15 protein-coding genes are annotated in these 23,754 nt (G+C 66.2%); 7 read left to right on the top strand and 8 right to left on the bottom strand.

Annotated elements, in window-relative coordinates; translation table 11 throughout:
- Positions 1-20: 20 nt before the first annotated feature.
- Both AB0C21_RS41605 and AB0C21_RS41600 read right to left on the bottom strand, forming a co-directional pair.
- A complete protein-coding gene (locus AB0C21_RS41605) occupies positions 21-224 on the bottom strand; it encodes a DUF397 domain-containing protein (RefSeq protein ID WP_500211865.1) in 204 nt (67 codons plus the stop codon).
- Positions 179-1,015: a helix-turn-helix domain-containing protein gene (locus tag AB0C21_RS41600; RefSeq protein WP_500211864.1), complete on the bottom strand. Its 837-nt coding sequence runs from the start codon at positions 1,013-1,015 to the stop codon at positions 179-181. The genes AB0C21_RS41605 and AB0C21_RS41600 overlap by 46 nt, the downstream gene beginning before the upstream one ends.
- 144 nt (positions 1,016-1,159) lie before the next feature.
- On the opposite strand from AB0C21_RS41600, the gene AB0C21_RS41595 reads away from it, so the two are divergent.
- Positions 1,160-1,558: an ATP-binding protein gene (locus AB0C21_RS41595; protein WP_500211862.1), complete on the top strand. Its 399-nt coding sequence runs from the start codon at positions 1,160-1,162 to the stop codon at positions 1,556-1,558.
- A gap of 42 nt (positions 1,559-1,600) precedes the next feature.
- Here AB0C21_RS41595 and AB0C21_RS41590 read toward each other — a convergent pair whose 3' ends face one another.
- The 5 genes from AB0C21_RS41590 to AB0C21_RS41570 all read right to left on the bottom strand — a co-directional run bounded on the left by AB0C21_RS41590 (position 1,601) and on the right by AB0C21_RS41570 (position 11,852).
- Positions 1,601-3,172: a serine/threonine-protein kinase gene (locus AB0C21_RS41590; RefSeq protein ID WP_500211860.1), complete on the bottom strand. Its 1,572-nt coding sequence runs from the start codon at positions 3,170-3,172 to the stop codon at positions 1,601-1,603.
- Positions 3,173-3,284: 112 nt separating this feature from the next.
- Positions 3,285-6,440, bottom strand: coding sequence for a type I restriction endonuclease subunit R (locus AB0C21_RS41585; RefSeq protein ID WP_500211858.1), 3,156 nt, complete (start codon positions 6,438-6,440; stop codon positions 3,285-3,287).
- Positions 6,441-6,443: 3 nt separating this feature from the next.
- Positions 6,444-7,304 (bottom strand): restriction endonuclease subunit S domain-containing protein, encoded by an 861-nt coding sequence (locus tag AB0C21_RS41580; protein ID WP_500211857.1) that lies wholly within the window; start codon positions 7,302-7,304, stop codon positions 6,444-6,446.
- A 371-nt stretch (positions 7,305-7,675) separates the two neighbouring features.
- Positions 7,676-9,679, bottom strand: coding sequence for a type I restriction-modification system subunit M (locus AB0C21_RS41575; RefSeq protein ID WP_500211856.1), 2,004 nt, complete (start codon positions 9,677-9,679; stop codon positions 7,676-7,678).
- Between the two features lie 79 nt (positions 9,680-9,758).
- Positions 9,759-11,852 carry an N-6 DNA methylase gene (locus AB0C21_RS41570; RefSeq protein ID WP_500211855.1) on the bottom strand — a complete coding sequence of 698 codons (2,094 nt, stop codon included), beginning with the start codon at positions 11,850-11,852 and terminating at the stop codon, positions 9,759-9,761.
- Positions 11,853-11,981: 129 nt separating this feature from the next.
- Between AB0C21_RS41570 and AB0C21_RS41565 the strand changes: the two genes are divergently transcribed.
- The 5 genes from AB0C21_RS41565 (at position 11,982) to AB0C21_RS41545 (ending at position 20,316) form a co-directional block, all read left to right on the top strand.
- Positions 11,982-12,914, top strand: coding sequence for an exonuclease domain-containing protein (locus AB0C21_RS41565; RefSeq protein WP_500211853.1), 933 nt, complete (start codon positions 11,982-11,984; stop codon positions 12,912-12,914).
- A 159-nt stretch (positions 12,915-13,073) separates the two neighbouring features.
- Positions 13,074-13,547, top strand: a complete 474-nt coding sequence (locus AB0C21_RS41560; RefSeq protein WP_500211852.1) for a DUF4352 domain-containing protein — start codon at positions 13,074-13,076, stop codon at positions 13,545-13,547.
- Between the two features lie 71 nt (positions 13,548-13,618).
- Entirely contained in the window at positions 13,619-14,977 is a 1,359-nt protein-coding gene (locus AB0C21_RS41555) for a metallophosphoesterase family protein (protein WP_500211851.1), read from the top strand.
- A gap of 5 nt (positions 14,978-14,982) precedes the next feature.
- Positions 14,983-18,432, top strand: a complete 3,450-nt coding sequence (locus AB0C21_RS41550) for an AAA family ATPase (protein WP_500211884.1) — start codon at positions 14,983-14,985, stop codon at positions 18,430-18,432.
- A gap of 93 nt (positions 18,433-18,525) precedes the next feature.
- Positions 18,526-20,316, top strand: a complete 1,791-nt coding sequence (locus AB0C21_RS41545) for a hypothetical protein (protein ID WP_500211849.1) — start codon at positions 18,526-18,528, stop codon at positions 20,314-20,316.
- A gap of 405 nt (positions 20,317-20,721) precedes the next feature.
- Here AB0C21_RS41545 and AB0C21_RS41540 read toward each other — a convergent pair whose 3' ends face one another.
- Entirely contained in the window at positions 20,722-22,809 is a 2,088-nt protein-coding gene (locus AB0C21_RS41540) for a HEAT repeat domain-containing protein (protein WP_500211848.1), read from the bottom strand.
- A gap of 294 nt (positions 22,810-23,103) precedes the next feature.
- Between AB0C21_RS41540 and AB0C21_RS41535 the strand changes: the two genes are divergently transcribed.
- Positions 23,104-23,526 (top strand): hypothetical protein, encoded by a 423-nt coding sequence (locus tag AB0C21_RS41535; protein ID WP_500211846.1) that lies wholly within the window; start codon positions 23,104-23,106, stop codon positions 23,524-23,526.
- The last annotated feature ends 228 nt before the right edge of the window (positions 23,527-23,754 follow it).

The following is a 23,754-nucleotide window of genomic DNA, read 5'->3' as shown; positions in this document are numbered from 1 at the left end:
GGGTGGGTAGTGCCGGGTGCTCAGTGCGTGTCGGCTGCGGACTGGACGGCCGTGCGCAGGGCCGCGCGGGTCAGCAGGAGGACGGGGCCGTCCGGGTCCTTGCTGTCCCGCACCGCCACCACCGACGCACCGGCCGCCCCAGCCACGTCGGCAAGTTCAACGCACTCACCGCCGTTGTTCAGGCTCCGGGTTGCCTTCCGCCACTCGGCCTTGTTGAGGTCCATCGTTCTTCGGCCACCTTCCTAATGAGGTCGCGCGACATGTTGCCTGGAAGCGCCCTGTTGCGAAGATCGGCCAGGACGCGCGATGCCGCTGCCAGGTCTGCGGGGTCATCAGTTGTGAGCCCTCGTATAGCCGTTTCTACATAGGCTACCTGGCTCATGTCGGCCATCGTAGCGATCACGAAGCTGCTGCCGTTTCCGCCGTGTTCGCCGCTGCTGAGCACGACTTGAACTGTCACGTTGGGGCGCTCGCTCAGTGCAAGTAGGTGCTCCAACTGCTCCCTCATCGTCTCGACCGTGCCGACCTGCCGGTAGAGCGCCTGTTCATCAACCAGGAAGGTGATCGTTGGGGCGTTCTCCTTGTCGATGATCTTCTGTCGTTCGAGTCGGGCTGCAACGGCCTCTTCATTGCCGTCAAGGATCGCCGCCGCATAGGACGGGGCCTGCGCCATACCGGCTATCACGCATAGCTGGTAGTAGATCAGCTCGATTGCGTCGCCCTCTATTTGCGGCCAATCGAACCAGATCGGGACGGGGTGACCATCCTTGTTCAGGTCCTCCCACAGACTGATCAGAGCTCCACTGGCCTCCAGGTAGTCGTCCACGATCTCCACGAACGGTCGCGTGGCTCGCTTCTTTCCGGCCTCGATCCGACTCACCTGTGGACCGCTCACCTTGGTGACATGGGCGAGGGTCTCCTGTTTGATGCCCTTGGTCTCGCGCATCCGCCGCATCTGGCGTCCGAAAGCGACGAGAGCGGGGGCCTCTCGAACCCGCTGGCGTCGTGGGGGCATTGCTCCTACCTATCGGGTGCTCTGCCATTTGCAGACGTGATCTACCGGTGCCTGCTGCTGTCTACCACTTCAGGGCTGCAAGCAAATCTTAGCTCAGCAAGTGGCTCAATGTGAGCTGTATGTCACAAACAGTGAGGAGAGGTCATGGGGCAGGGCGCGGCGGAGAACGAGATGGTGGTGAAGCAGGACCTCAAGGTGGTCGCGGAGGTGCGGCGGTTCGTGCGGCTGGTCACTGGCCAATGGGGCATGGACGACTTCGTCCCGTGCTTGGTGGCCAGCGAGCTGGTCACCAACGCCCTCCAGCACGCGGTATCCGCAACGGACGACGATGTGATCTTGCGGTTGAGTCGCACCGAGGACGACGCGCTGTGGATGGAGGTCCAAGACGCCGCCTGCAGCCTCCCGCACATGCTGGCAGCCGACACCTCCAGCGAGACGGGCCGGGGCCTGTTCATCGTCGACCAGTACGCCCGCTGCTGGGGAATCCGCGCCTTGGCCGACAACGTCGGCAAGGTCGTCTTCGCGGTCATCGACCGCACCTAAAGACCAGCGGAGGGGTGTTCCCGCCCGCCCGTGAGCGGAGCGCTATGGGGTCGTGGGGAGGCGTATGCGGACGAGGATTTCGGCGATCTCGCGAGTGCGTTCGTCGTCGGGGCCGTTGATGACCAGGTGGTCCTGGTAGAGCAGCTCGAACACGTTCTCTGCGGCGGTCTTGTCGCCTGCCGAGAGAAGGAGCATGCCAATGCTGTGCCGGATGTCGAGCGCGAGTTCGCTGGCGTGGCTGTCGGCGGCGGCGACGTCGTCGAGGAGGCGCTGGAACTGGTCGAGCGCGACGGTGGTCTGGCCGAGGTTGGCACGGCAGAGGGCGGCGTAGCGACGAGATTCCAGTGCGCGATCGCTGGTCGGCCCGGCGGTGCGTGCATAGGCGTCGGCCAAGGCATCGAACTCCGGAAGGACCGTGCGCGAGTCTCCGCCGAGGAAGATGATCAGTGCGCGGTGGAAGCGGAGCAGGAGCAGGTCCGGGCTTTCGGAGCCCAGCATCTTGGCTGCCGGATCGATGACCGCTTCGACGACGTCGGCCGCCTGCGCGAACCTCTCGGCGCCGAGAAGCTGGGTGGACCGCTTGAGCGCGTCATCAATGGCGGCCCGGAGCTGGGTCGGAGGTGTCGTCGGCGCCTGCGGCACGCTGGGCGGTGCCGAGACGGGTGGTGGACGGCGCGTGCGTTGGCGAGGGGCATTCGGCTGCCGGTACAGCAGAGTCGGGTCAGGCATTTCGCCGAGTCGCTCGCTTGTGGCGACCGCCGGTGAGTCGGGGGACGGCAGGAACGGGAGAAGGCGCTCGTAGACGGCGTAGGCGTCGGCCGGCCGCTGTTCGGGCTTCTTGGCGAGCAGATCCAGAACCAGCTTTTCCAGTTCCGGCGGTACATCTGGACGCAGCTCGCGTAGCGGCTCGGGTGTGGCGGTGAGGTGCTGCTTCCACAGTTCGTACTGGCCATCGCCAATGAAGACTGGCGCGCCCGACAAGAGTTCGTGCAGGACGCAGCCCAGCGCGTACAGGTCGCTCTGCGGGGTGACCTGGGCGGCGTTGACCTGTTCGGGGGACATGTACCGGCTGGTGCCCATCGGGCTGCCCGTGACTGTGATCTTGGTGATGTCGCGGCGGAGGATCGCGGCGATGCCGAAGTCGAGGACCTTGACGGTGCCGTCGTCGGTCACCAGAACGTTGTCGGGTTTCAGGTCGCGGTGGACGACCGGGATCGCGTGGGCGTGGGACAGGACGGTGGCGATCTGCGCACCGGTCGCGGCGGCCCAGGCGATCGGCAGCGGATCGTCCGGGTCGATGTAGGAGCGCAGGTTCCTGCCCTCGATGTACTGCATCACCAGATAGAGGCGATCTGCGGAATCGGCCTCCAGCACCGCGTCGTACACCTGTGGGACGCCGTGATGCTGGATGCGTGCGGTGACGCGCGCTTCACGGCGGAACCGCTCGGCCAGGTCGGCGATGCGCTCCGGCGAGAGCAACATGTCGGGGCGGATGGCCTTGACGGCGACCTCGCGGTCCAGGGTCGAGTCGTAGCCGCGCCAGATCGTGCCCATGCCCCCGGAGCCGATCTCCTCGATCAGTTCGTAGCGGGTGGCAATGGTTCGGATCGGCATCCTTGCTCCGCGTGCATTCGCTTTTGTCCGGTGTGGCCAGTGTTATGGCGGGGGATATCGGCTGTCCAGCCGCCCTCCGAATCGCTCGGAGAACGGCCGGACAGGCGAAGGATCAGGCGACGCCGGCCTGCTCGCGCAGGAGTTGCCATGCCGCGCGGCGGGCGCGGCTGTTGAGGGACGACTTGAATTCGGGGTCCGAGCCGAAGTACTTCTCGCCGAGGGTGGCGATGGTGTCGACGTGGTCCATCATCTTCTCCTCGAAGACCTTGTCGAAGACGACCCCGAAGTTCTCTTGGTCGTTGTTGGCGACCGCGGCCTGCTTCACCTTCGGCTCGGCCATCGCCTCCTCGAAGGGCCGGATGATGTCCTCTTCGGTGAAGTCCGTGCCGAACTTGGCGTTGAACTTCTCGATCAGCTCTGTCAGCGGCGACTTCTCGGGCTCTTGGGCACCGCCGGCGCCGTCCCCGAACCCCTTGACCACCGCGGCACCCTCAGGCGTCAGGCTGAGGTCGTGCTCGCCGGTCTTCTCCACCCGCATGTGACTGAGGTCGACCTCGCCGATGTCGACACCGCCGTCGGCGCGCCTGGGAAGCCGGTTGAGCAGGTGCCGCCCGTACAGGTGGAGGCGCTCCAGTTCGGCGTCGCGGTACGGGATGATCTGAGAGAGGAACCCGTACTTGCGCACGTAATCGTTGAGGTTCGCGCGGAAGTCCTCGGCGGCCTCGTGGTCGTCCTCGTCCTCGCTGTCGATCAGCGCGGTGAAGCGCTCGACGGCGGGGTGGAGCAGCCGGTACAGCTCGGCATGCAGCTTCTCCCAGCGCGCGACCGAGCCGCCGGCCTTCTCCTCGGCTTCGAGGTAGGCGCACGCGAACTCGTCCATTTCCGCGTCGACGAGGATCTGCGCGGACATGACCCGGCTCTGCGCGGAGTAGAGGAGGTTTGGGTCTGACGGGAGGGTCATCGCCTCCTCGTAGTACGGCCGGAAGTACTCCTGGATCTCGTTGGCGTCGTTGACGAAGTCCACGACCGCCAGGTCCGTCTGGCTCTTGCGGTCGGCGGTGCGGTTGAGCCGGGACAGCGTCTGGACGGCCGAGATTCCTGCCAGCTTCTTGTTGACGTACATCGTCGTCAGCAACGGCTGATCGAAGCCGGTCTGGTACTTCTCGGCGACGACGAGGATCCGGTACTCGGGCTTTCCGGGACCACCCGTCTGCGTACCGAGGTCGTCGGCCCGCGTGTACGCGAACGCCTTGGGTAGGGCGCTCTCGGGCAGGCCGCCGTTCTCCTTGGACTCGGTGACCTCCTCCTTCTCGTAGGTGAGGGAGCCGGAGAACGCCACCAAGACGCCGATGCCGTATCCCATGTCCTCGATGTGCTGCTTGATCGCACGCGACATCTGCACGGCGCTCTTGCGGGACGCGGTCACCACCATGGCTTTGGCACGTCCACCGAGCCGCCCCTGCGTGTGCGCCCGGAAGTGCTCCACGATGATCTTCGCGTGCTGCGCGACGGTCGAGGGATGCGTCACCGCGTACCGCGCCAGCAGCGTGTTCGCCTTGGACGGGTCGACCTCGCGCTCGTCGGGGTTCTTGTTGACGAGCTTCCAGTACGTGTCGTAGGTGACGTAGTTGCGCAGCGGGTCGAGGATGAAGCCCTCCTCGATCGCCTGCCGCATCGAGTAGGTGTGGAACGGCCGGTACTTCGGCTCGCCATCCACAGTGCCCAGCGTTCCGAAGTGCTCCAGCGTCTTGCTCTTGGGCGTGGCCGTGAAGGCAAAGTAGGAGAGGTTGGACGCCTGCGAGCGTTGCTCTGCCTTCTTCTCCAGCTTGGCTTCGACCGTCGTGGCGCCCTCGTCGTCGGAGTCGGCGTCCAGGCCCAGGTCGCGCAGTGCGGCCTTGACCGCGGTCGCCGCGTCCCCGGACTGGGACGAGTGCGCCTCGTCCACGATGATCGCGAATCGGTGCCCGGCGATCTCGGTTGGGTTGCGCCGCAGGAAGTCGATCAGCGCCGGGAACGTCTGCAGCGTCACCGTGATGATCTTCCCGGACGACTGGGACAGCGCCTTCGCGAGCTGCTCGGACTTGGCGCCGATCTTCTCGTCGATCTTCACTACGAGCCCGGCGGTCTGCTCGAACGCGCCGATCGTCTCCCGCAACTGGGAGTCCAGGTTCCGCCGATCGGTGATGACGATGACCTTGTCGAAGACCGGCGTCCCCGGCTCGACACCGTTCGCCACCGCCTCCGGAGCCAGGTCCGCCGCGTTCGCGGAGGTGTGGAGTGACGACAACCGGTGCGCCAGCCATGCGATGGTGTTCGACTTGCCCGAGCCGGCCGACGCCATCACCAGGTAGTTGTGACCGGTCCCGTAGCGGGCGGCGTGTGCGGTGAGCTTCTTCACCACGTCCCACTGCTGGTAGCGCGGGAAGATCAGCGTCTTGCTCGTGCGCCCGCCGGCGCTCTTGGTCTTCTGCTCGTGGACGAACCGCTGGAGCATGTCCAGCCAGGTGTCCCGCTCCCAGATCCGCGTCCACAGGTATGAAGTGGCGTAGGTCCCCGGCTCGACCGGCGCTGGATTGCCCGCGCCGCCAGGCTGGCCCGGCCCTTCGGACCCTGTGTTGAACGGCAGGAACCGCGTCTTCTTGCCGCGCAGCTGTGTCGCGACGAACACGAGATCAGGATCGACGCAGAAGTTCGCCACCACCCGCTGCCGGAAGAGTAGCTCGCTCGGATCGCGGTCGTTGCGGTATTGCTCCTTGGCCTGCTCGACGCCCTGCCCGGTCAGCGGGTTCTTCAACTCGGCCGTCGCGACCGGAATCCCGTTTACGAACAACGTCAGATCGAGCCGGTTGCCCTTGTCGGCCTGCTTGGTCGCGTACTCCAGCTCGCGCACGACCGTCAGCCGGTTGGCCCGGTACTCGTCCAGCACGGAGTCGTTCAGCACAAGGTTCGGCTTGAAGTATGCAACGCGGATCAGGACCCCCCGGTCCTTCACGCCCTTGCGCAGGACGGTGAGCACCCCGTCCTCGGCTATCGCCTTGTCGAGCCGCTTGGCGAAACCGATCTGAGCAGCCTCTGTGCTGTTCCCGTAGAGCATGACGAGCCGTTCCCACTCGTCGCCCTGCGTCGCCCCGATGAACGTGAAGAGTTGCCGCGTATCCAGCCCAAGCTCGGGCCGGTAATCGCCCGGATCGCCTTCCAGCCAGCCGCCCTTGAGCATCCCCGCGACGATCGCGTCCCCGAACGCCTTCTCGTCATGCACAGGACTCATGCCCTACTCCGTAACCCCACGACCGGACGCCGTGGAAACATCGAACTGCCCCGTAACCGCCGCCGTAATCAACGCCCGCCGCCTCTCCGTTAGCAGCTCCAGTTGACTTTGAATTCGAGGCTTAATCTTTTCGATCTTGCAGCGATTTAGCGTTATTTTGTTGACGAAATCATCTTGTTGTGTCGTATTGGCCAGCGGCATGGGCCAGGCCTTCACTTCTTCGAAGCGTATGTTGGCCATTGACTGTGAGGCGCCATTAGAGGAGGATGCGCACAAGGCGCGGATTCGGCTGCCGCGGGCCACGATTGCGACGAAATCGGGCGACATTCCAGGTGATAGTCGGACTCGAAATATTTTGTCTGAAAGAAGGAGTTTCGGGCGGACCCTGTGAACGACCGAAGTTGAGCCCACGAGCTCCGGCGTGTTGGCGCGTGTGATCAGCAGGTCGCCCTCGCGAACTTCGCTTTCATGATGTGGGGTCACGTCCTTGGGAAGCCGCTTGTTCTCGTGCGGGAGAAAGATTCCGGGGCGAAGGCAACTGACTCTGAGAACTCCCCACTCGCTCTCGTTGGCGGGAACAGCATCGCACTGTGGACTGACTCCCTGATCGACACTCCACACGAAGCGCCGCAGCGGTGCAGATCCGCACTCTTGGACAAGGTCATCGATTGCAATGTCCAGGTGCGCTTGTTCGCGTTCCTCGAGCGTCGTCAGAATCCTTTCCTGAATGCTGGCTGCCCGGTCGATGTGGGTGGTCTCGGCGTCGAGGAAGTCGGCGATACGCCGTTGTTCTTCGACGTCCGGAACCCATATTGAAAGATGAGAAACGTCTTCCGGCGCAGCACGCTGGTGGCTTCGCGTCACTGACTGGGCTCTTGAATCAAGTTCCTGTCGAACAGTTTCCGATTCGAGTGTATATGCAAGAAATTGAGAATCGGTGCCAGGAAGTGGTAGCAAGGCAACGAATTCTGTCGAAGCTACGAGGGGAAGTCGATCACGGTGGACGTAAACGACCCTGCTCTTCCTAGGGTTGAGCTTGCTAATGAGCACTTCGCCGCCGCAGAGAGCCAACTTGGCAGACTTTATTGAATCGCTTTCCTCGATCTGCCCTGTGCCGAATTCGTCTAGAGAAGGGATGCTGTAGTGAATCACATGACGCCCTAGCGTCGAAGGATCTACGACTCTTCGCACTTCCTGTGCCGCTGTCCAGAGCGGCACTCTATTCAAAGGCGAGGTCATTCGGTCACCTCGCTGAGGAGGGCCTGTATCTCGGCCTCAAGGGCCTTGAGTTCTGCGTCGATCTCGGCGAGGGGGCGTGGGGGTTTGTAAACGTAGAAGTGTCTCGTGAAGGGGATCTCGTAGCCGATCTTGGTTTTGGAGTGGTCGATCCAGGCGTCGGGCACGTGGGGTAGGACTTCGCGCTTGAGGTAGTCCTCGACGTCCTCGCCCAGCGGCACGTTCTCGTAGTCGCGGAGGTCGGTGTCGGGTTCGATGACGCCCTTGCGCACGTTCTGGATCTCGCCTTCGGGGTCGCGGACACCGATGGCATCGCGGACGGCCTTGGCGAACGGCGCGCCGGGCGGCCACTGGAGGCCGGCGTCCACGACGGCGCCCATGAGGGCGTTCAGCATCTCCGCCTTGGTCGGCCAGGTGGTACCCAGGAGCGGGCGCACCGCGTTGATGAGGGCTTCCGAGTAGCCCAGCTTCTGGACCGGCCTGGCCGCCTCAAGTGCCGCCAGGGTCTCGTCGGTCAGTTCGAAGCGGAGCTTGAGCGGACGTTCGACGGTGATGCGGTGGTAGCCGAAGTCCTGGTTGCAGAAGACCTTCACCTTGCCATGCAGCGGGTGCTCGGGGTCGTCGGCGACCTCCAGGGCGTCGCTGTAGAGCTGGGTGATCTCGGCGATATGGTCGGGGCAGCCGTCCTGGCCGTCGCCGATCTCCTTGCGCTTGTCGCCGAGGGACTTGCGCATCTTCTGCCAGTAGTCCCGGGCGTCCAGCAGGATGACCTTGCCCTCGTGGTCTTCATGCTTGCGGTTGGTGACGATCCAGAAGTACGTCGAGATGCCGGTGTTGTAGAACAGCTGGTCGGGCAGGGCGACGATGGCCTCCAACCAGTCGTTCTCGATGATCCACTGGCGGATGCGGGACTCGCCGGACTCGGCGGCGCCGGTGAACAGCGGGGAGCCGTTGAAGACGATCGCGACGCGGCTGCCGCCGGCCTCCCGCGGCTTCATCTTCGAGATCATGTGCTGGAGGAACAGGAACGAGCCGTCGTTGATGCGCGGCAGCCCGGCACCGAAGCGTCCGGACTCGCCGAGCGTCTCGTGCTCGTGCTCGACCTCCTCCTTGACCTTCTTCCACTCGACGCCGAACGGCGGGTTGGCGAGCAGGTAGTCGAACTTGGCGGTGCGGTGGCCGTCGTCGCTGAAGGAGTTGCCGAACGCGATGTGGTCCGGATCCTGGCCCTTGATCATCAGGTCGGACCGGCAGATGGCCCACGACTCGGGGTTGAGTTCCTGCCCGTAGACCTCGACGGTCGCGTCCGGGTTGAGGGAGGTGATGTACTCCTGGGTCGTGCTGAGCATCCCGCCGGTGCCGCAGGCCGGGTCCAGTACCTTGCGGACGACGCCGGGCACGCTGAGCGCATCGGCGTCTGGTGCCACCAGCAGGTTGACCATCAGCTTGATGACTTCGCGCGGCGTGAAGTGCTCACCGGCCGTCTCGTTGGAGAGTTCGGAGAAGCGCCGGATGAGGTCCTCGAAGAAGTAGCCCATCTGGTGGTTGGACACCACGTCGGGGCGGACTTCCAGGTCGGCGAAGCGTCCGACGACCTTGTAGAGCAGGTTCGCACCGTCCAGCCGCTTGATCTGCTGGGCGAACTCGTACTTCTCCAGCACCTCACGCGCGTTCGGAGAAAAGCCCGCGATGTACTTGGCGAGGTTTGTCGCCGCGTGCTCCGGGTCGTTGGCGATCTTATCGAGGGTGTAGCCGGTGGTGTTGTAGAACGACTGGCCCGACGCGCGGCGGAGGAACCGGTCGGTGTCCATGTCCTTGCCCTTGAACCGCTCGACCGTCTCCTGGACGGCCGCCCGGGTCGGCTCCAGGACGGTCTCCAGCCTGCGGAGCACGGTGAACGGCAGGATGACCTTGCCATAGTCCGACTGCTTGAAGTCGCCGCGCAGAAGGTCAGCGACCGACCAGGCGTGGTTCACCAGTTCGGTGTGCTTGCTCAGGTTCAAGGGGTTCCCTTCGTGGTGTTGCGGGCCTCAGGGCAAGGGCTATCAAGTCTGGTTCACCAGAGCCGCGTGGCGCTGGCCCTCATGGCAACTCGGCTCCATGGGGCAGCAGCGCTCCGCCGCTAAGGGTGGTGGCTATGAGGTCGGCCATCTCGTTGGCGCACGTCGCAGCGCATTGTGCGCTCCTCCTGAGCTCGTGGACTTTTCGGAACGCCTGGCCGTAAGCGGTCTGCTCGTCCAGCGGGAGCAAGGGGACGCGCAGTCGGGACGCCACGAGCTGGGGTGTGGAGCTGCCGGTGGTCGCCTGGTTGACGTTGTCGGGTGCGCTGACGAACCCGGCGAGGAACCACGGATCGAGACGTGCCGGGTCGGGACGAAGCAGGAACACGCCGTTGCCGAGCAGGCATCCGGCGTCGTCGTCGCCGGCCACCCGGGTTGCGACGCCCTGAGGGCCGACGACCTGGGTGATCAGGACGTCTCCCGCCTTGATGACGAACGGGTCGGCCAGGGGCGTCTCGCGTGCGTCGCCGCTGGCCCGCCTCCCGCCGAGGAGGTCACGGGCCCGGAGTACGGGACGGTCCGCGAGGTCGGTGGACGGTGTATCGGCAGAGGAGGCCCGCACTCCCCGGTGGACGGCGAGCGCACCGCCGCGAGCGAGGTCGGCGATCGTGGCGCTGCGCCAGGTGCGGCTCGCTTCCCCGGCCGAGGCCGGGGGCCCGATCTCGCTCGCCTCGGCCAGCGCGGCCACGTCCGCCTTGAGGCGCGCGGCGAGCTTGAGGACATCGCGCAGGGCCGCGTCCGGAGTGACCATCGGCGCCGTGCGGACGTGCCGTGCCGGTGAGAGATCGACCAGATCGTCCAGGAGGTCGATCGTCGCCACCGCGCGGGCGGTCCCCGGGATCTCGGTGAACTCGGCCGGCGCGGTGAACGCCTCCCACGTGCTGAGGATCGTCTTGCGGAGCTTGCCCGTGTCCGGCGCCTTGCCTTGGCTGGACGGCTCCTCCGTGGTGGCGGCCTCGTCGGAGGCGTCCATCAGCAGGACCTGTTCCGGGCCGGAGCGGCCGGTTTCGGGGCGCCGCAGTATCCACAGGTGAAGCCCGATGTGGTGCGGTACGGCGAGGCCCGGCGGCAGCGCGATGATCGCTCGCAGTGCCCCCTGCCGCAGCAGTTCGACCCGGATGCGGCGGCCGGAGGAGCGTGACGCGGTCGCCGGCGGGAGCAGCAGCACGGCGCAGCCGCCCTCGGCCAGATGCGCCAACGCGTGCTGGACCCAGGCGAGTTCCGGTTCCGAGCGCGGTGGCACGCCGTAGGCCCATCGCGTGTCGAGGGCGAGTTCGTCGTGCCCCCAATCGCGGTCGCCGTAGGGCGGGTTGCACACCACGGCGTCCACAAGCAGGTCGGGGAAGGCGTCGTTGCGCAGGCTGTCCCCGGTCCTGACGTCCACGGAAGCCTTGGGCACCGTCTCGGCCAGCCGGGTCTTCGCTTGGGCCGCTGTGACAGGGCGGTACTCCTGGCCGTTCACGCTCGCGCCGGGCTTGAGGGCGGCCGCGGCCGCGGCGAGGAGGCGCCCGCTCCCGCAGGCCGGGTCGAGAACGCTGCGGACACGCTGGCCTTCGGACGTCGCCAGCCCGGCCATCAGGTCGGCGAGCGCCTCCGACGTCGGATGCGTCCCGCGGATGCCGACCGGTCCTTCGGTCTGATCGTCGAGGACGTCGAAGACGGCAAGCGGGCCTTCCTCGTGCGCCACCTTCGCCGCCGAGCGCAGGAGCTGCGCGGGGACGTCCGCAAGGCCCGATTGACCGGCTCCGGTCGACGAGAGTGCTTCCGCGTACAGCGCGATCAGTGCGTTGTCGTCCAGGGCCGCGGCTTCAGGGCGCTTCTTGGTGTCCAGTCCGGCCAGGTGTGCCGTGAAAAGGGCCACGGCCTCGGCTTCACGCGGCGGGCGCCCGTGCAGGTGCGCCCGCAGGTCGTCCCTGGACGAGCGCGCGGGAAGGCGGCCTCGCGCGTCGAGCCACGCCTCGATCTGCGCCCGGTCGTAGCTGGGGCTGGCCTCCGTCCCCCCGCTGGGCTGCGGAAAGTCGGGGTGGCGCCGGCGCCAGTTGCTCACGGTCGCCCGCGTCACCCCGGCGAGCCGAGAGATCTCGGCGGCGGTCAGTTGCTCGCTCTGCGATGCCATCAGAACTTCCTCGTCAGCTTTCGGGAGCAGCCCCACTGTACAGCATCCAATGATGCAAAGCTGTTTGACAGTGCTTTCACGTCGTGCTCTCATAGTCATGCTTTCAACGGCTCGACGCTAGGGGCGAGGATGACGAGTTGGGTGGCGATCGACTTCGAAACGGCGAACGCCCGGCGGGCAAGCCCGTGCTCGGTCGGACTGGTCAAGGTGAAGGGAGGGCGGATCGTCGAGGAGTGGTCATCGCTGATCAGACCCCCGGACGGACACGACCACTTCGACGCCTACAACGTCGGAATCCACGGCATCACGGCGGACCGCGTCAGAGACGCCCCCGGCTGGCCGGAGACGCTGGAGCACATCGTCCAGTTCGCCGGCGGCACCCCTTTCGTGGCGCACAACGCGGCCTTCGACATCGGCGTCCTCGCCGACACGAGCCAGGCGAGCGGCCTCCGCGTCCCGGACCTCCGGTTCGCCTGCACGCTCGTCGTCGCAAGGCGGACCTGGACCGGCCTGCTCGCCTACAAGCTCCCGGTACTCGCCGACGCCCTGGGCATCGAACTGCCGCACCACCACGACGCCGGCGACGACGCGCGGGCGGCGGCCCAGGTGATGCTCGCCGCGCTGAGACGGCAGGGAACGGCCACCCTTGATGACCTCCTGGCCGTCCACCGGATCCAGATGGGCTCCTACCGCGGCGGCGTCCGCCGGGGGTGCAAGCACCGGGGAGCCTCACGGCGCGAGCCGTACCCGGACGCCGAGCCCAACGCCGACCCGGACAACCCGTTCTACGGACTCACCGTCTGCTTCACCGGATCACTGCCAGGGATGACGAGGACGGCGGCCGCCGAACGGATCGCCGCCTTCGGAGCCTGGACCGTCCCCCGCGTCACCGGGTCCGTCGACCTGCTGGTGGTCGGCGGCATCGAACCCCACAAGCTCGCCCCCGGGGCGAAGAAGACCGGCAAGCTCGCCAAGGCCGAGCGGCTCCGCGACTCCGGTCACGACATCACGGTCATCGACGCCGAGGAGTTCTACGAGCTCCTCGCGGTCGCCGAGGGCTGACCAGCCCATGCGGAGGCCCGCCGCAGCCTCCGCTCCCCCGAAGACGCGCCGCCGTCCGCTTGACCAGCCCTACCCCTAAGCGGGCGGCGGCGCCCCTCCATCACGAATCCCATCCCCAGGGCGCCATGCAGAACGTGCCCGGACACAAAGGAGCACCCCATGCGCAAGATCATCCTTGGCCTCGCCGTGGTCGCCGTCCTCACCGTCGGCTGCAATTTCGAAGAGGACCCGGTCGCCGTCCAGTCGGCCGACCCGGGCAAGTCGACGGGCAAGAGCGGCGCCGCGTCCAAGGGCAAGGCCTTCCCGATCAAGCTCACCGCCAAGCGGGCGCACGCGAGCAAGAGCGTCCTGAGCGACGGCGGCGCCCTGTCCTGCGTCAAGGTCACCGTCACCAACCAGACCAAGAAGCAGCTCGAAGTCAACCCGCTCTACTTCTCCATCACCGACACCAAGAACACCAAGCACGACAGCAGCTCCGCCCTCGGCGAGTACGAGGGCCAGATCGACACCACGAGCCTTGCGCCCGGCGAGAAGGCGACCGGTCTCGTGTGCGCCAAGGGGAGTTTCCGCCCGAAGGTCGTCGCGATGACCAACCCCCTGTTCTCCGAGGCTGCGCGAGCCCAGGTCGCCTGATCAGGGACCGGGCCAAGGAAAAGGCGGTTCGTGATGCGAGACGCCGCTTCATGGCCCAACCCGGTCACCACATGACGCTGTTTCGTCTCTTTAAGCAGACAAGTCGCAACACGCGGCTACCGTTTCGCAGGTCACTGGAGTTCCAGGGCCATCCCCGCATCGGTCGCCGACCCCACCTGAAAAGGGAGAGCATGAAGATCCTGCATGCCGCCGATCTTCACATCGACAGTCCACTGCGGGGCCTGTCCCGCTACGAAGGAGCTCCGGAGGACGACCTGAGGCTGGCGACTCGGAGAGCCCTCGACAACCTCGTCCGGCTCGCGACCGACATGTCAGTGGACGCCGTGCTGCTGGCCGGCGACGTGTACGACGGGGAGTGGAAGGACTACCAGACCGGCCTCTACTTCAGTCGGCAGATGGCACTCCTCGGGCAGGCCGGCATCCCCGTCTACATGGTCTCCGGCAATCACGACGCGCAGAACCGCACGATGCGCACGCTCAAGCTCCCCGACAATGTGCACGTCTTCGCGACGGGGAAGCCCGAGACCGTCCGGAACGAACAGGCGGGGCTTGCAGTTCACGGCCAAGGCTTCGCCCGATGGGACTTGAGCGACAACCTTGCCGCCGGATATCCAGCGCGTGACGGTGGCCTGTTCAACGTCGGCTTGCTGCACACCGGTCTCGAGGGCGGCTACTCCGACCACAAGCGATACGCGCCCTGCACCGTTGCGGACCTCCAGGCGCGGGACTACGACTATTGGGCGCTCGGCCACGTCCACACCCAGCAGATCGTCAGCCGGGAATCGTGGATCGTCTACCCCGGCAACATCCAGGGACGGCACGCCCGTGAGACGGGACCGAAGGGCTGCATCGTCGTCACCGTGGACACAGACCTCCGGGTCGAATCGGTCGAGCACCATGACCTGGACACCGCCCGCTGGGAGAGTCTCGACGTCGACGTCACGGGCCGCGACGACATCGACCAGGTACTCAGCCTCGTCGAGCAGCGCTTCCAGGAGATCCCGGAGGAACGGCTGACCGCCGTCCGGGTGACCCTCACCGGTGCGACGTCGGCGCACGCCGCGCTGTGGCGTGACCACGAAAGGATCCTCAACGAACTCCGGGCGGCGGCCGGCCACCACCCGAACCTGTGGCTGGAGAAGATCAAGGTCCACACGTCCGGTGAAGACAGCGGCGACTCGACCGAGGGCACCTCCGGGATCCTGACCGACCTTCGCCGCACCCTCTCCGCGCTCGGCGCTGATCCGGACGGTCTGATGGCCAGGCTCTCGAGCCACCCGCTCATCGGAAGGATCCCGGCCCAGATCCGAGGCCCGGAGGGCATCGCCCCGAACGACCCGGAGTGGGTCGGGAATCTGGCCGACGAGGCTTACCAACTCGTGGAGTCCCTGCTGCAGGAAGCGCGGTGACCGGAATGCGCATAGAACGTCTCGACCTGATCGCCTACGGCGCCTTCAACGGCCACAGCCTGGACGGTCTGGGCAGGGCCGGCGTTCATCTGGTCTACGGCCCCAACGAAGCGGGCAAGTCCACGGCGCTCAGCGCTTTCGATCAGCTGCTGTACGGCATTCACCACAACTCCCGCTACGCCTTCCTGCACGGGAACCGGACACGGCTCGGTGCCCGGCTCTCAGCGGCCGACGGGGTGGCCTTGGAGATCGTCCGCCGGAAGAAGCGCAAGGACGACCTCGTGGACGGTGACGGCAACCCGCTCAGCGAAGACGCGCTCGCCCCCTTCCTCGGCGGTGTCGACCGCAAGACCTTCACCACCGAGTTCGCCCTCAACAGCGCCGAACTCCGCAAGGGCGGGGAACTGCTCGCCTCCGGCGAGGGCGACATGGCCCAACTGCTCGCCGCCGCACGGTCTGGGATGCGCCTCAACGCCGTCCTGGACAAGATCGAGCTCCGCCAGCGCGAGCTGTTCCTGAAGCAGGGAAAGAAGCCCGCGATCAATGCTGCGCTGGACCGGCTGAAGGGTCTCTGGCAGAGGTCCCGCGAGGCGACCCTCCGCCCCGAGCAGTACCGGGAGGCCGAACAGTCCGCCGCCGAGACGGAGCGACGCCTCGCCGAGACCGAGGCCGAGTGGCGGGCCGCGCAGCGGTTGCGGGATGCCAAGCATCGACTCCAGCAGAACCTGCCCGCGCTGGATCAGTGCCGTGATCTCGAAGAACAGATCGAGGAGATCAGTGCCCAAGGGCCCGTGGCCCCCGACGACATCCGCGCTCAGCTCCCGGAACTGCTCCAACGGCGAAGCGAGCACAAGGCCGTGCACTCGACGAACGCCGACCTCCTCAAGGGAACCGAGCGGCAACTCTCTGAAACGGTGCAGGACGACTCGCTCCTCCCGCATGCCGCCGAGATCGACCAGTTGACCAAGGGCATCACGGCGATCGTCGACGAGCTGGATCGGCAGAACTCGGCGTCCGATGAGATCGCAGACAAGCGGGACCAAGCCGAGTCGCGGCTGCGTGACGTTCACCCGCATGCGACTCTGGCCGACGAAGGGCTCTACCGGATTCCGGACGCTCTGCGTAGGAAGGGACGGGAGCTCCGGGACCAGGGCCGGACGTTCCGCGATGACCTCGATCACGCGCGCGACACGGTGAAGCGATGCCGCGACAAGCACGAGCGACTCGGTAAGGAGCTGAGCACCCTCCCAGCGGGCGAGGATGCCTCGCAGTTGCGGAACGCGTGCGCGTCGATCCCCGCGGACCTGCCAGGGAAGCTCGCCGACACGGAGGCCGACGAGAAGAAGCTGGACCGCCGGTTCCGCCAGGCGCGGAACCGGCTCGAACTGCCCGAGATCGCCCCCGCCGACGTCCTGGAGCTCCGGCTCCCCGACCACGAGCAGGTCACCGGAGCCGTGCAGGCCTTCCGCGACCTCAAGCAGCGGTTCGATGCTCGCGCCAGAGAACTCGACGACGTGCAACGGCAACTGGCGAAGTGCCGGCGCGACCTCGAGCGGCTCGTGACCGATGACGCGCCGCCGACACACGACGAGCTTCAAGCGCGCCGAGTCGAGCGTGACGATCTCATCGCGCGGTTCCGCGACGATCCGAGCATCATGGATTCGCTCAGCGAGGCCGTCCGGCGGGCCGACGACACCGCCGACATGATGTTGCGGCATGCGGAGAGCGTCAACAAGCGGGCTGAGCTTTTGCGCGAGATCACCGACCTGGAAGCGGCCGTACCCGCCCATCAGACGGCCGTGGAGGACGTGCTCGCCGAACAGGAGCTGGACCAGCGGCGCTGGGAGTCGCTGTGGGAGGGGTATCCGGCTCCTGCGCCCGATGTCGAAGGGGCGACCAAGGTCCTGGACGCCTTCGGCCGGCTCCAGACCGACGCGCAAGAACTCCAGGATGTCCGCATCGAACTCGAAGGTCAGCGCGAACGCCTCGACGCCCACACGGCGAGGCTCCAGCACCTGCTGCGCCTCGGTGAGGACGCGCCGGTCGTCGTGGGTACAGCCCAGGCCTCCGCGATATTCGCCGAGATCGTCGAGATGGCACGTGAACGCCTTGACGAACACCAGCAGATCGCCCGAGATAGAGAAGCCAAACAGCGCGACCTGGCCAACGCGGACACCGACCTCGAGGAAGCGGAATCGGTGAAGGCCGCAGCCGAGAAGGCCGTGGCCGTTCACGATGGGCAATGGCAGCGCTTCCTGAGCAGCGCAGGCCTCGCCACCGACCGCGACTTCGACACCGCTCTCACGGACCTGGAAAGCCTGTCCCACGTGGCGGCGGACGTCGATGCTGCGGAGGCGATGGAGCAGAAACTCCTCCAAGGCGAGCAGCGGATCTCCGAGTTCGGGCAGCTGCTGGAGAACACGCTCAGTGCCTGTGGCCGGAGTGTGCCGACAGCCGTCGCCGGCTGGCGCCAAGCCATCGAGCTGCTGGCGCAGGATCTGGAGGAGCAGCGGGACGGCGCGAAGCAACGCACGAACCTGCTCAAGCAAAAGGCCGACCTCGCCAAGCGGGTAAGCGACGCGGAGGCTGAACTGAACGGGCTCGAAAGCCGCTTGCAGGACTTCTCTGCACGCCTGGATCTCTCCTCGATCGCCGAACTGGAGGCGGCCGTCCAGCGCGCCGCCGCCCTGAGAGAGAAGTCCACCGCTCTCGCGAACATCCGGCGGGCGCTTCCGGCGGGGCAGGCGCTGATCGTCCTTCGCGAGCAGGCGGACAAGACGTCCGCTGAGGAACTCGCCGACGAGCTGACCGAGCTCGACCGTGATATCGAGGGACTGGGGGAGGCCAAAGCCACCTGGCTCGAACAACGTCTGGCGCGACGGCAGGTGCTCGACGGTCTCAACGGGGGTGGCGAGGCCGCCCGCGCCGAGGCCGACATCGCCCAGATCTGTGCCGAACTCGCCGAGGGCGCCGAAGAGTTCCTGCGCCTGGAAGCCGCGAGGATCGCCATCCTGGCCTGCATAGAGGAGTACCGGAGCAGCGACCAGGAACCCGTCCTGGCGCAGGCCTCCGAGATGTTCACTCAGTTGAGCCTCGGTCGCTACACCGGGCTCGAACTGTCCGACGAGGAGCGCCCGAGCATCCGCGCCAAGTCGTCCGCGGGAAAGTTGCTGGGACCCGCCGCCCTGAGTGAGGGCGCGCGCGACCAGCTTTACTTGGCGCTGCGCCTGGCCACTCTCGAGCGCCATGCCGCAGTCGGCAACGCCCTCCCCATCGCCGTCGACGACATCTTCATGACGTTCGACGAACCGCGAACCGAGGCGGCGCTACGAGTCCTGGACGGCATGGCGGACCGGTTCCAGGTCATCGTCTTCACGCACCACGAGCACGTCATCCGCAGTGCTGCCAAGGAACTACCTGAGGGGCGGTGCCACGTACACCAGCTGCCCAATTAGCCCGAACGACACGAGAGGGACGGCACGCTGTGCCGTCGTCATCCACCAGCGAACACCGGTACCCCCCGACGCCCCCGCCATAAGGAGAAACGCATGCAGGACACTTCGCATTCGATGGATGACTCCGAGCCTGATGAGAACGGCCAGAGCGATGCCGCCATCTCACCGGATGTGGACGAATCAACACCCGGCTCGGACAGCGAATCAACAACGGTATCGACGGTCTTGGCGGAGGTGCTACCAGGGGTTGCTTTCGCCTTCGGTGACGTCCCGGAAAAGCTCAAGCGCGACCTCAAGCTTGAGCCGATCGACTCTAGACTCCTGCCGGTCACCGACCGTGAGAAGATCACCATGCTCCTCGCCTCGACCGGAAATGCGGCGAACCTGGGCGGCAACCTCGCAAACGCATTCGCCAGCGTGGAGGGGATCTACCGGATCACCGACGCGACACGGGCCATACTGAACGCCGGCGGAACGCTTGCCGTCAAGGATGGCGCGAACATCGGGGCAGTATTCCTCAACGGCAAGCTTTTTCATCAAGCCCGCTTCATCCCAGTGACTAAGGTCAGCACGGCGGAGAGGATGGCCGCCGTCGGGCCGGCGCTGGCCATGGTCGCCCTTCAGTTGCAGCTGAGCGAGGTCGCAGGCCTCGTCAAGACCAATATCGCGCTGACGAGCCAGGTACTCACGACCATGTACCACGAGCAGTGGTCCACACTGAAGGGACTCGTTAAAGCCGTCGATACCGCCCTCGGTGAGGCGCAAGAACTCGAATTGGTCACACTGCACGTGTGGGAAACCATCGCGCCCAAGCGAGCAGAGCTTCTCAAGGCAAGGGACCAGTACCGAGAGAACGTCGGGGGTCACATCCGAAAGATCAAAAAACTGGCGGCACATGGCCGCCGTGAGTATCTCGAAATGAACGCCGAGGCCATCGTCTTCGATACCTATGCCCTCCGGTCATCCCTCGAAGCATGGACCAAGTATCAGGTGCTCTTCGCCGCGAAGGTGAACGCCGCCGGACGGGAAGATGAGAAGGGGCTCGTCGAAGTCATTGAGCGCGACACTCGCGCAGAGCGCGACTCCGCTCTGATCGAGATGAGGAGCCTCGTCTACTCACTGACGCGGGAACTGCGAATCATCGCCGAGCTTCCCGGCCGCGCGACGATGCCGCTGACCCGCAGTCGGAAGGATTCGAAGGCCGCCCGCCTGACCTGCGCCCAACTTCTCCAGGCGATCGAGCCTCTTGCCGATGCTCTCCATCCACCAGTTCCTCCGCTTGATGATCCGGACGTCGTCTGCGCACCCGCGTCGTTGGACCGCGGACCGTATCTTCGCACCCTGCGATGGTTTCTTGAGGACGGTGAGGCCCTCTGCGCCCTCGGTTTCCCCGAGCAACTCGATGTCCTCGGTTCCTTTGGTGCGACCTCGGGCGGAGCGAAAGAGATGGTGGCGGCAGCGAGGGACATGGCGGCAGCAGCGATCGACAAGGCGGCAAAGAACCTGGTCGCCGTCACGGATCGCCGCATCATCATGGCGAGGACCAACGCATTCCGTAAGCAAGGCCAGCTCGGTCAGGAGATTCCGATCGACCAGGTGCGGTACGTCCGGGCGGCCGCACAGGACGGAAACGGGCGCTCGGCGATCGACGTCATCACGCCCGATGAGAACATTCGGTTGATCTTCCAGGCCGACATAGAGAACGCACACGTGGACGCGCTCGCCGCCGTGCTCGCCGAGTCGATGACGATCCCGGACACGGAACGCGACGATCTTCAACGGCGCCGCTACGCCGCCCTCGAGGCGGGCGAGCAGGGCGAGAGCGCTGGCACGAGGTCTACCGAACCGATTGAATCCGAGGCCGCGACCGGCGACGCCGAATAGGGCTCAAGCCGGAGAAACGGCGCCGCGACCGACGCACGCACTGGACCAGGCCGCGTGCGTCGGTCGGCCATGTGGGCAGATGCGAGCCACGGATCGCCCCTCTCCTGGAGGCATACGAGCGGGTGCTCAGCGACGTGCGCGGGCCCTTCCGTCCGCGCCTGGTCGGTGGGCCCGTCGAGCGGCGTTCGTGCCGGGGCACGACAACTCCGCCCGATGTCGTGATCACCTGCGAGGCGGCATCCGCCCAAGCAGACAGAAGCGGCCAGCCCTGGAAGGCGCAAGGCCACATCCGCCGACTCCAAGCCCTCGGTTCACCGTCACCCCCGCGGCCTGAAGCCGCACCGGCATACCGGGGTCCCAAGCCGGATCACCGGCCTGGGCCGCATACCGCGTCTGGCGGAGAGGTTAGTTTCCGGTCAGCCGTTCGATGAGGGTGCGGGTGATCTCCTGCAGTTCTTCGTCGTTGTCGATGCTGTCGTATCTGCCGCGACGCCGAGCATGGAGAAGCTCGGAGCGAAGCTGAGGCAGGGCGGGTCGTGCGGCGGGGCCCATGCGGTCCAGGGATGCCACGACATGGTTGGCGGTCGCAGGGTTCTGCTCCCAGGCTTGGAGGAGCGTGTCCAGCACGGCCGGCGCCTCCGCGTCGCCCCCGATCTCCCAGAGGGCGGACGCGCAGGGGACGCGGACCCATTCGTAGCTGTGGGTCAGCAGGTCTCGTAGGCGAGGCAGTGCTTCTTGCGCGGGAGGGCCGATTTCGGCCAGTACGTCGGCTGCCGCGCTGATCCGGAACGGGGTTGAGTCGTCGAGCAGTTTGAGCAACGGCTGCATGACTTCGTCCGGGTCGCCTACGACGGCCCACAGCGCGGCGACGGCTGCGGGACGCACAAGTGCGTCGGAGGCCGTGATCAGGGACCGGATCGTTGGCAGAGCGGGGGCCGCTGACGAGCCGAACGCTTTTAGCGCTTCCAGGGCTGAGCGTGCGGCCGACCAGAGCTCGTGCGGAATTGCTGTAGCGAGGGTCTCTGTGATCACGCCGATCGCGCTGTCGTCGGCGAGGGCGGCCAGGGACGACAGGTCGGAGCGTGCGCTCATCTCCCACAGTTCCTGGGTGAGGTCGAGACTCCTCAGGTGGTTGCACAGGCGGGGTACCAGTTGGTCGGCGGCTTGCGGGAGTGTTCCGGCGACCTGCACGGCCCGCCAGGCGTCGTCTCCGCTGTCCAGGGCCGTGAGGAGGCTCGGCAACGCTCGTACATCGCCGAGACGGGCCAGTGCTTGAACGGCCTCTTGATGACTCCTGCGCAGGTGCGGCTGGGGCGCGAACCAGACATCCGGCCCGTACATGGCGTACTGCGCGGCAACGTGCGCCGCCAGGGCCTCGCGAGCCGGTTCGGCGATCGCATGACAAGAGTTCAACGTGGCCGCCGCCTCTGCAGCAACTTGATCGTGAGGCGCGTTGAGGTGTTCGGCGACGAGGTTGATGAGCCGTGCGTGGTCTCCGCGCCAGGACTTCATGAGCCCGGCGCCCATCCGGATGGCGTCCAGGCAGGAGCCTAGGTCGCGGCTGCACAGTTGCTCGGCGAGAAGCGCCGTGCGCTGCGGGACCTTTGCCGCCAAAGTCGAATGGAAGGTGTGCAGCAGATCTGTGGTGAGTGAGTGGAGCTGACGGTGTCGTTCGAGATCCTCGAAAGCGGCGACGACCTGCGGTGGTGCTTCGTCTTCGGAGGCCGTGGGGCTCGCTGGGCGAGGCGGATCGCACCATGCTTCGGCCGTCACGGCGGCATCTTCCAGTTCGCGCAGCAGGTTAATCGCGGTCGCGATGGTGCCGTCATCAATTCGCTCGGGTGCGCAGCGAGCCCGCTGGACCACGGCCGCGAGCCTGGTTTGAGGGGCTGTGGTCGGGTCGGCGGCCAGTTCGGTGAACCACGCCATCACCTGAGCCTCGGCGCGCTCCGGCAGGCGCAGGGCCAGGATTGCCATCGCTTCAACAATCAGCAACTGCTCTACGATGCTCGGCTCGGCGGGCAGCCGACCGCGCAGCACCGTCGAAGCCCGGTCGACGTCGTCGATGAATGACCCGAGCCCGGGGATCGCAGCTCGGCGCACGCAGACATCGGGATCGCCGGTGAAGCGGATGAGCGTCTCAGCACGGCTGCGCATGGCCGCCACCGCTTCAACGTGTTCTTCATTGGCGCCGTACTGCCCGTTGCAGCGATCGAGGGCTTGCGATCCGATGCTGACCAACAGCTCCACGATGTCGGACCGGTCGGGCGTCGTGACGTCATCTGCAAGTTCGAACAGGAACGGAAGGCTCGCCGTCGTGCACGGGTACACATCGCCCTGGTGATGGACCGCGCCATAGAACCTGCCGAGAGCCTTCTGCCGCTCCTCTGAGTCTGAGGAGCGCAGCGCCAGTAGGAGGGTCGGGACCTCCTCGGCTGAGCCGTACGCATGCTCCATCGACGACCAGCCGATGGCGTGAAGTCCACTGAACATAAGCGGCACTATGCCCGGTGGCACCGACACAGCGACCACCCCGGCACCGAGACGGCGCCCGGCTCTCCCTGGTGGTCTCCGGTTGTTTTTGAGCGACAGTACGACGCGCCGATGTTTAAAGTGACTGCACTCGCGTGCGATGAGAGAAGCTGGGCGCCGACCCTGTCCCTGTGCCGCGCTGGCGCAGACGCAGGGCGCAGGGCAAGAAATGGAAAACGCAAGCGTTATCGGCTGCGGACCGGGCGCGGTCCGCAGTGGGAGCGGGATCGAGCGCGATCCCAGGTCAGGAGGCTGATGGTCGAAGAGGGGTGCGGCGAGTCCTCGTCGGGCATGGCGAGGCGACGCAACCGCCGAGCTCATGGCGAGTCGAAGCGGAAGCGGGTGTTGTACATCCTCCTGTCGGAGGACGAGCACGCGGCGGTGTCGAGGGCGGCCGAGCGTGAGCGGCTGGCGACCGCGGCCTGGGCGGCGCTGACGTTGCTTGCTGCGGCGAGCGGGACGCCGCGAGCAGAGCACAACGAGATGCGCGAGGTATTGCAGGCCGTCATGCAGGCGCGTGGTCAGGCGCAGCGGATCGGCGTCAATCTCAACCAGGCTGTCGCTGCGCTGAATTCGGGGGAGGTGTCGTCGACGATCCAGTGGTATGCCCGTGCCGCCGCGCAGACGGTCTGCAAGCTGGACGACCTGGCCGAGGAGTTGAGAAGGCGGCTGCCGTGATCGTGAAGGCATTGGCCCTGAGCATTGCGTCGTGATCGGGAAGGTCTTGCGGGGTGTCCGGGTCCAGGGGTTGCTGCGCTACCTCTACGGCCCGGGCGCCAACGGCGAGCATCACAACCCGCACATCGTGGCGTGAGCTTCCCCCGGTTCCACGGACACCTCATCTGAGTTGACCTTGATCAACTTGGGAAAGAAGTGTCTCGTGCCACCACCTCACCCGCCCGAGTT

Source organism: Spirillospora sp. NPDC049024 (assembly GCF_040649235.1).
GTDB lineage: Bacteria > Actinomycetota > Actinomycetes > Streptosporangiales > Streptosporangiaceae > Spirillospora.
The sequence above is the reverse complement of the archived record's forward strand: the minus strand, read 5'-3'. Positions and strand labels throughout refer to the sequence as shown.

What these genes read in the sequence shown, in the direction of transcription:
- AB0C21_RS41605 (WP_500211865.1), bottom strand. Translation starts at nt 224, where the DNA reads ATGGACCTCAACAAGGCCGAGTGGCGGAAGGCAACCCGGAGCCTGAAC.
- AB0C21_RS41600 (WP_500211864.1), bottom strand. Translation starts at nt 1,015, where the DNA reads ATGCCCCCACGACGCCAGCGGGTTCGAGAGGCCCCCGCTCTCGTCGCT.
- AB0C21_RS41595 (WP_500211862.1), top strand. Translation starts at nt 1,160, where the DNA reads ATGGGGCAGGGCGCGGCGGAGAACGAGATGGTGGTGAAGCAGGACCTC.
- AB0C21_RS41590 (WP_500211860.1), bottom strand. Translation starts at nt 3,172, where the DNA reads ATGCCGATCCGAACCATTGCCACCCGCTACGAACTGATCGAGGAGATC.
- AB0C21_RS41585 (WP_500211858.1), bottom strand. Translation starts at nt 6,440, where the DNA reads ATGAGTCCTGTGCATGACGAGAAGGCGTTCGGGGACGCGATCGTCGCG.
- AB0C21_RS41570 (WP_500211855.1), bottom strand. Translation starts at nt 11,852, where the DNA reads ATGGCATCGCAGAGCGAGCAACTGACCGCCGCCGAGATCTCTCGGCTC.
- AB0C21_RS41565 (WP_500211853.1), top strand. Translation starts at nt 11,982, where the DNA reads ATGACGAGTTGGGTGGCGATCGACTTCGAAACGGCGAACGCCCGGCGG.
- AB0C21_RS41560 (WP_500211852.1), top strand. Translation starts at nt 13,074, where the DNA reads ATGCGCAAGATCATCCTTGGCCTCGCCGTGGTCGCCGTCCTCACCGTC.
- AB0C21_RS41555 (WP_500211851.1), top strand. Translation starts at nt 13,619, where the DNA reads ATGACGCTGTTTCGTCTCTTTAAGCAGACAAGTCGCAACACGCGGCTA.
- AB0C21_RS41550 (WP_500211884.1), top strand. Translation starts at nt 14,983, where the DNA reads ATGCGCATAGAACGTCTCGACCTGATCGCCTACGGCGCCTTCAACGGC.
- AB0C21_RS41545 (WP_500211849.1), top strand. Translation starts at nt 18,526, where the DNA reads ATGCAGGACACTTCGCATTCGATGGATGACTCCGAGCCTGATGAGAAC.
- AB0C21_RS41540 (WP_500211848.1), bottom strand. Translation starts at nt 22,809, where the DNA reads ATGTTCAGTGGACTTCACGCCATCGGCTGGTCGTCGATGGAGCATGCG.
- AB0C21_RS41535 (WP_500211846.1), top strand. Translation starts at nt 23,104, where the DNA reads ATGGTCGAAGAGGGGTGCGGCGAGTCCTCGTCGGGCATGGCGAGGCGA.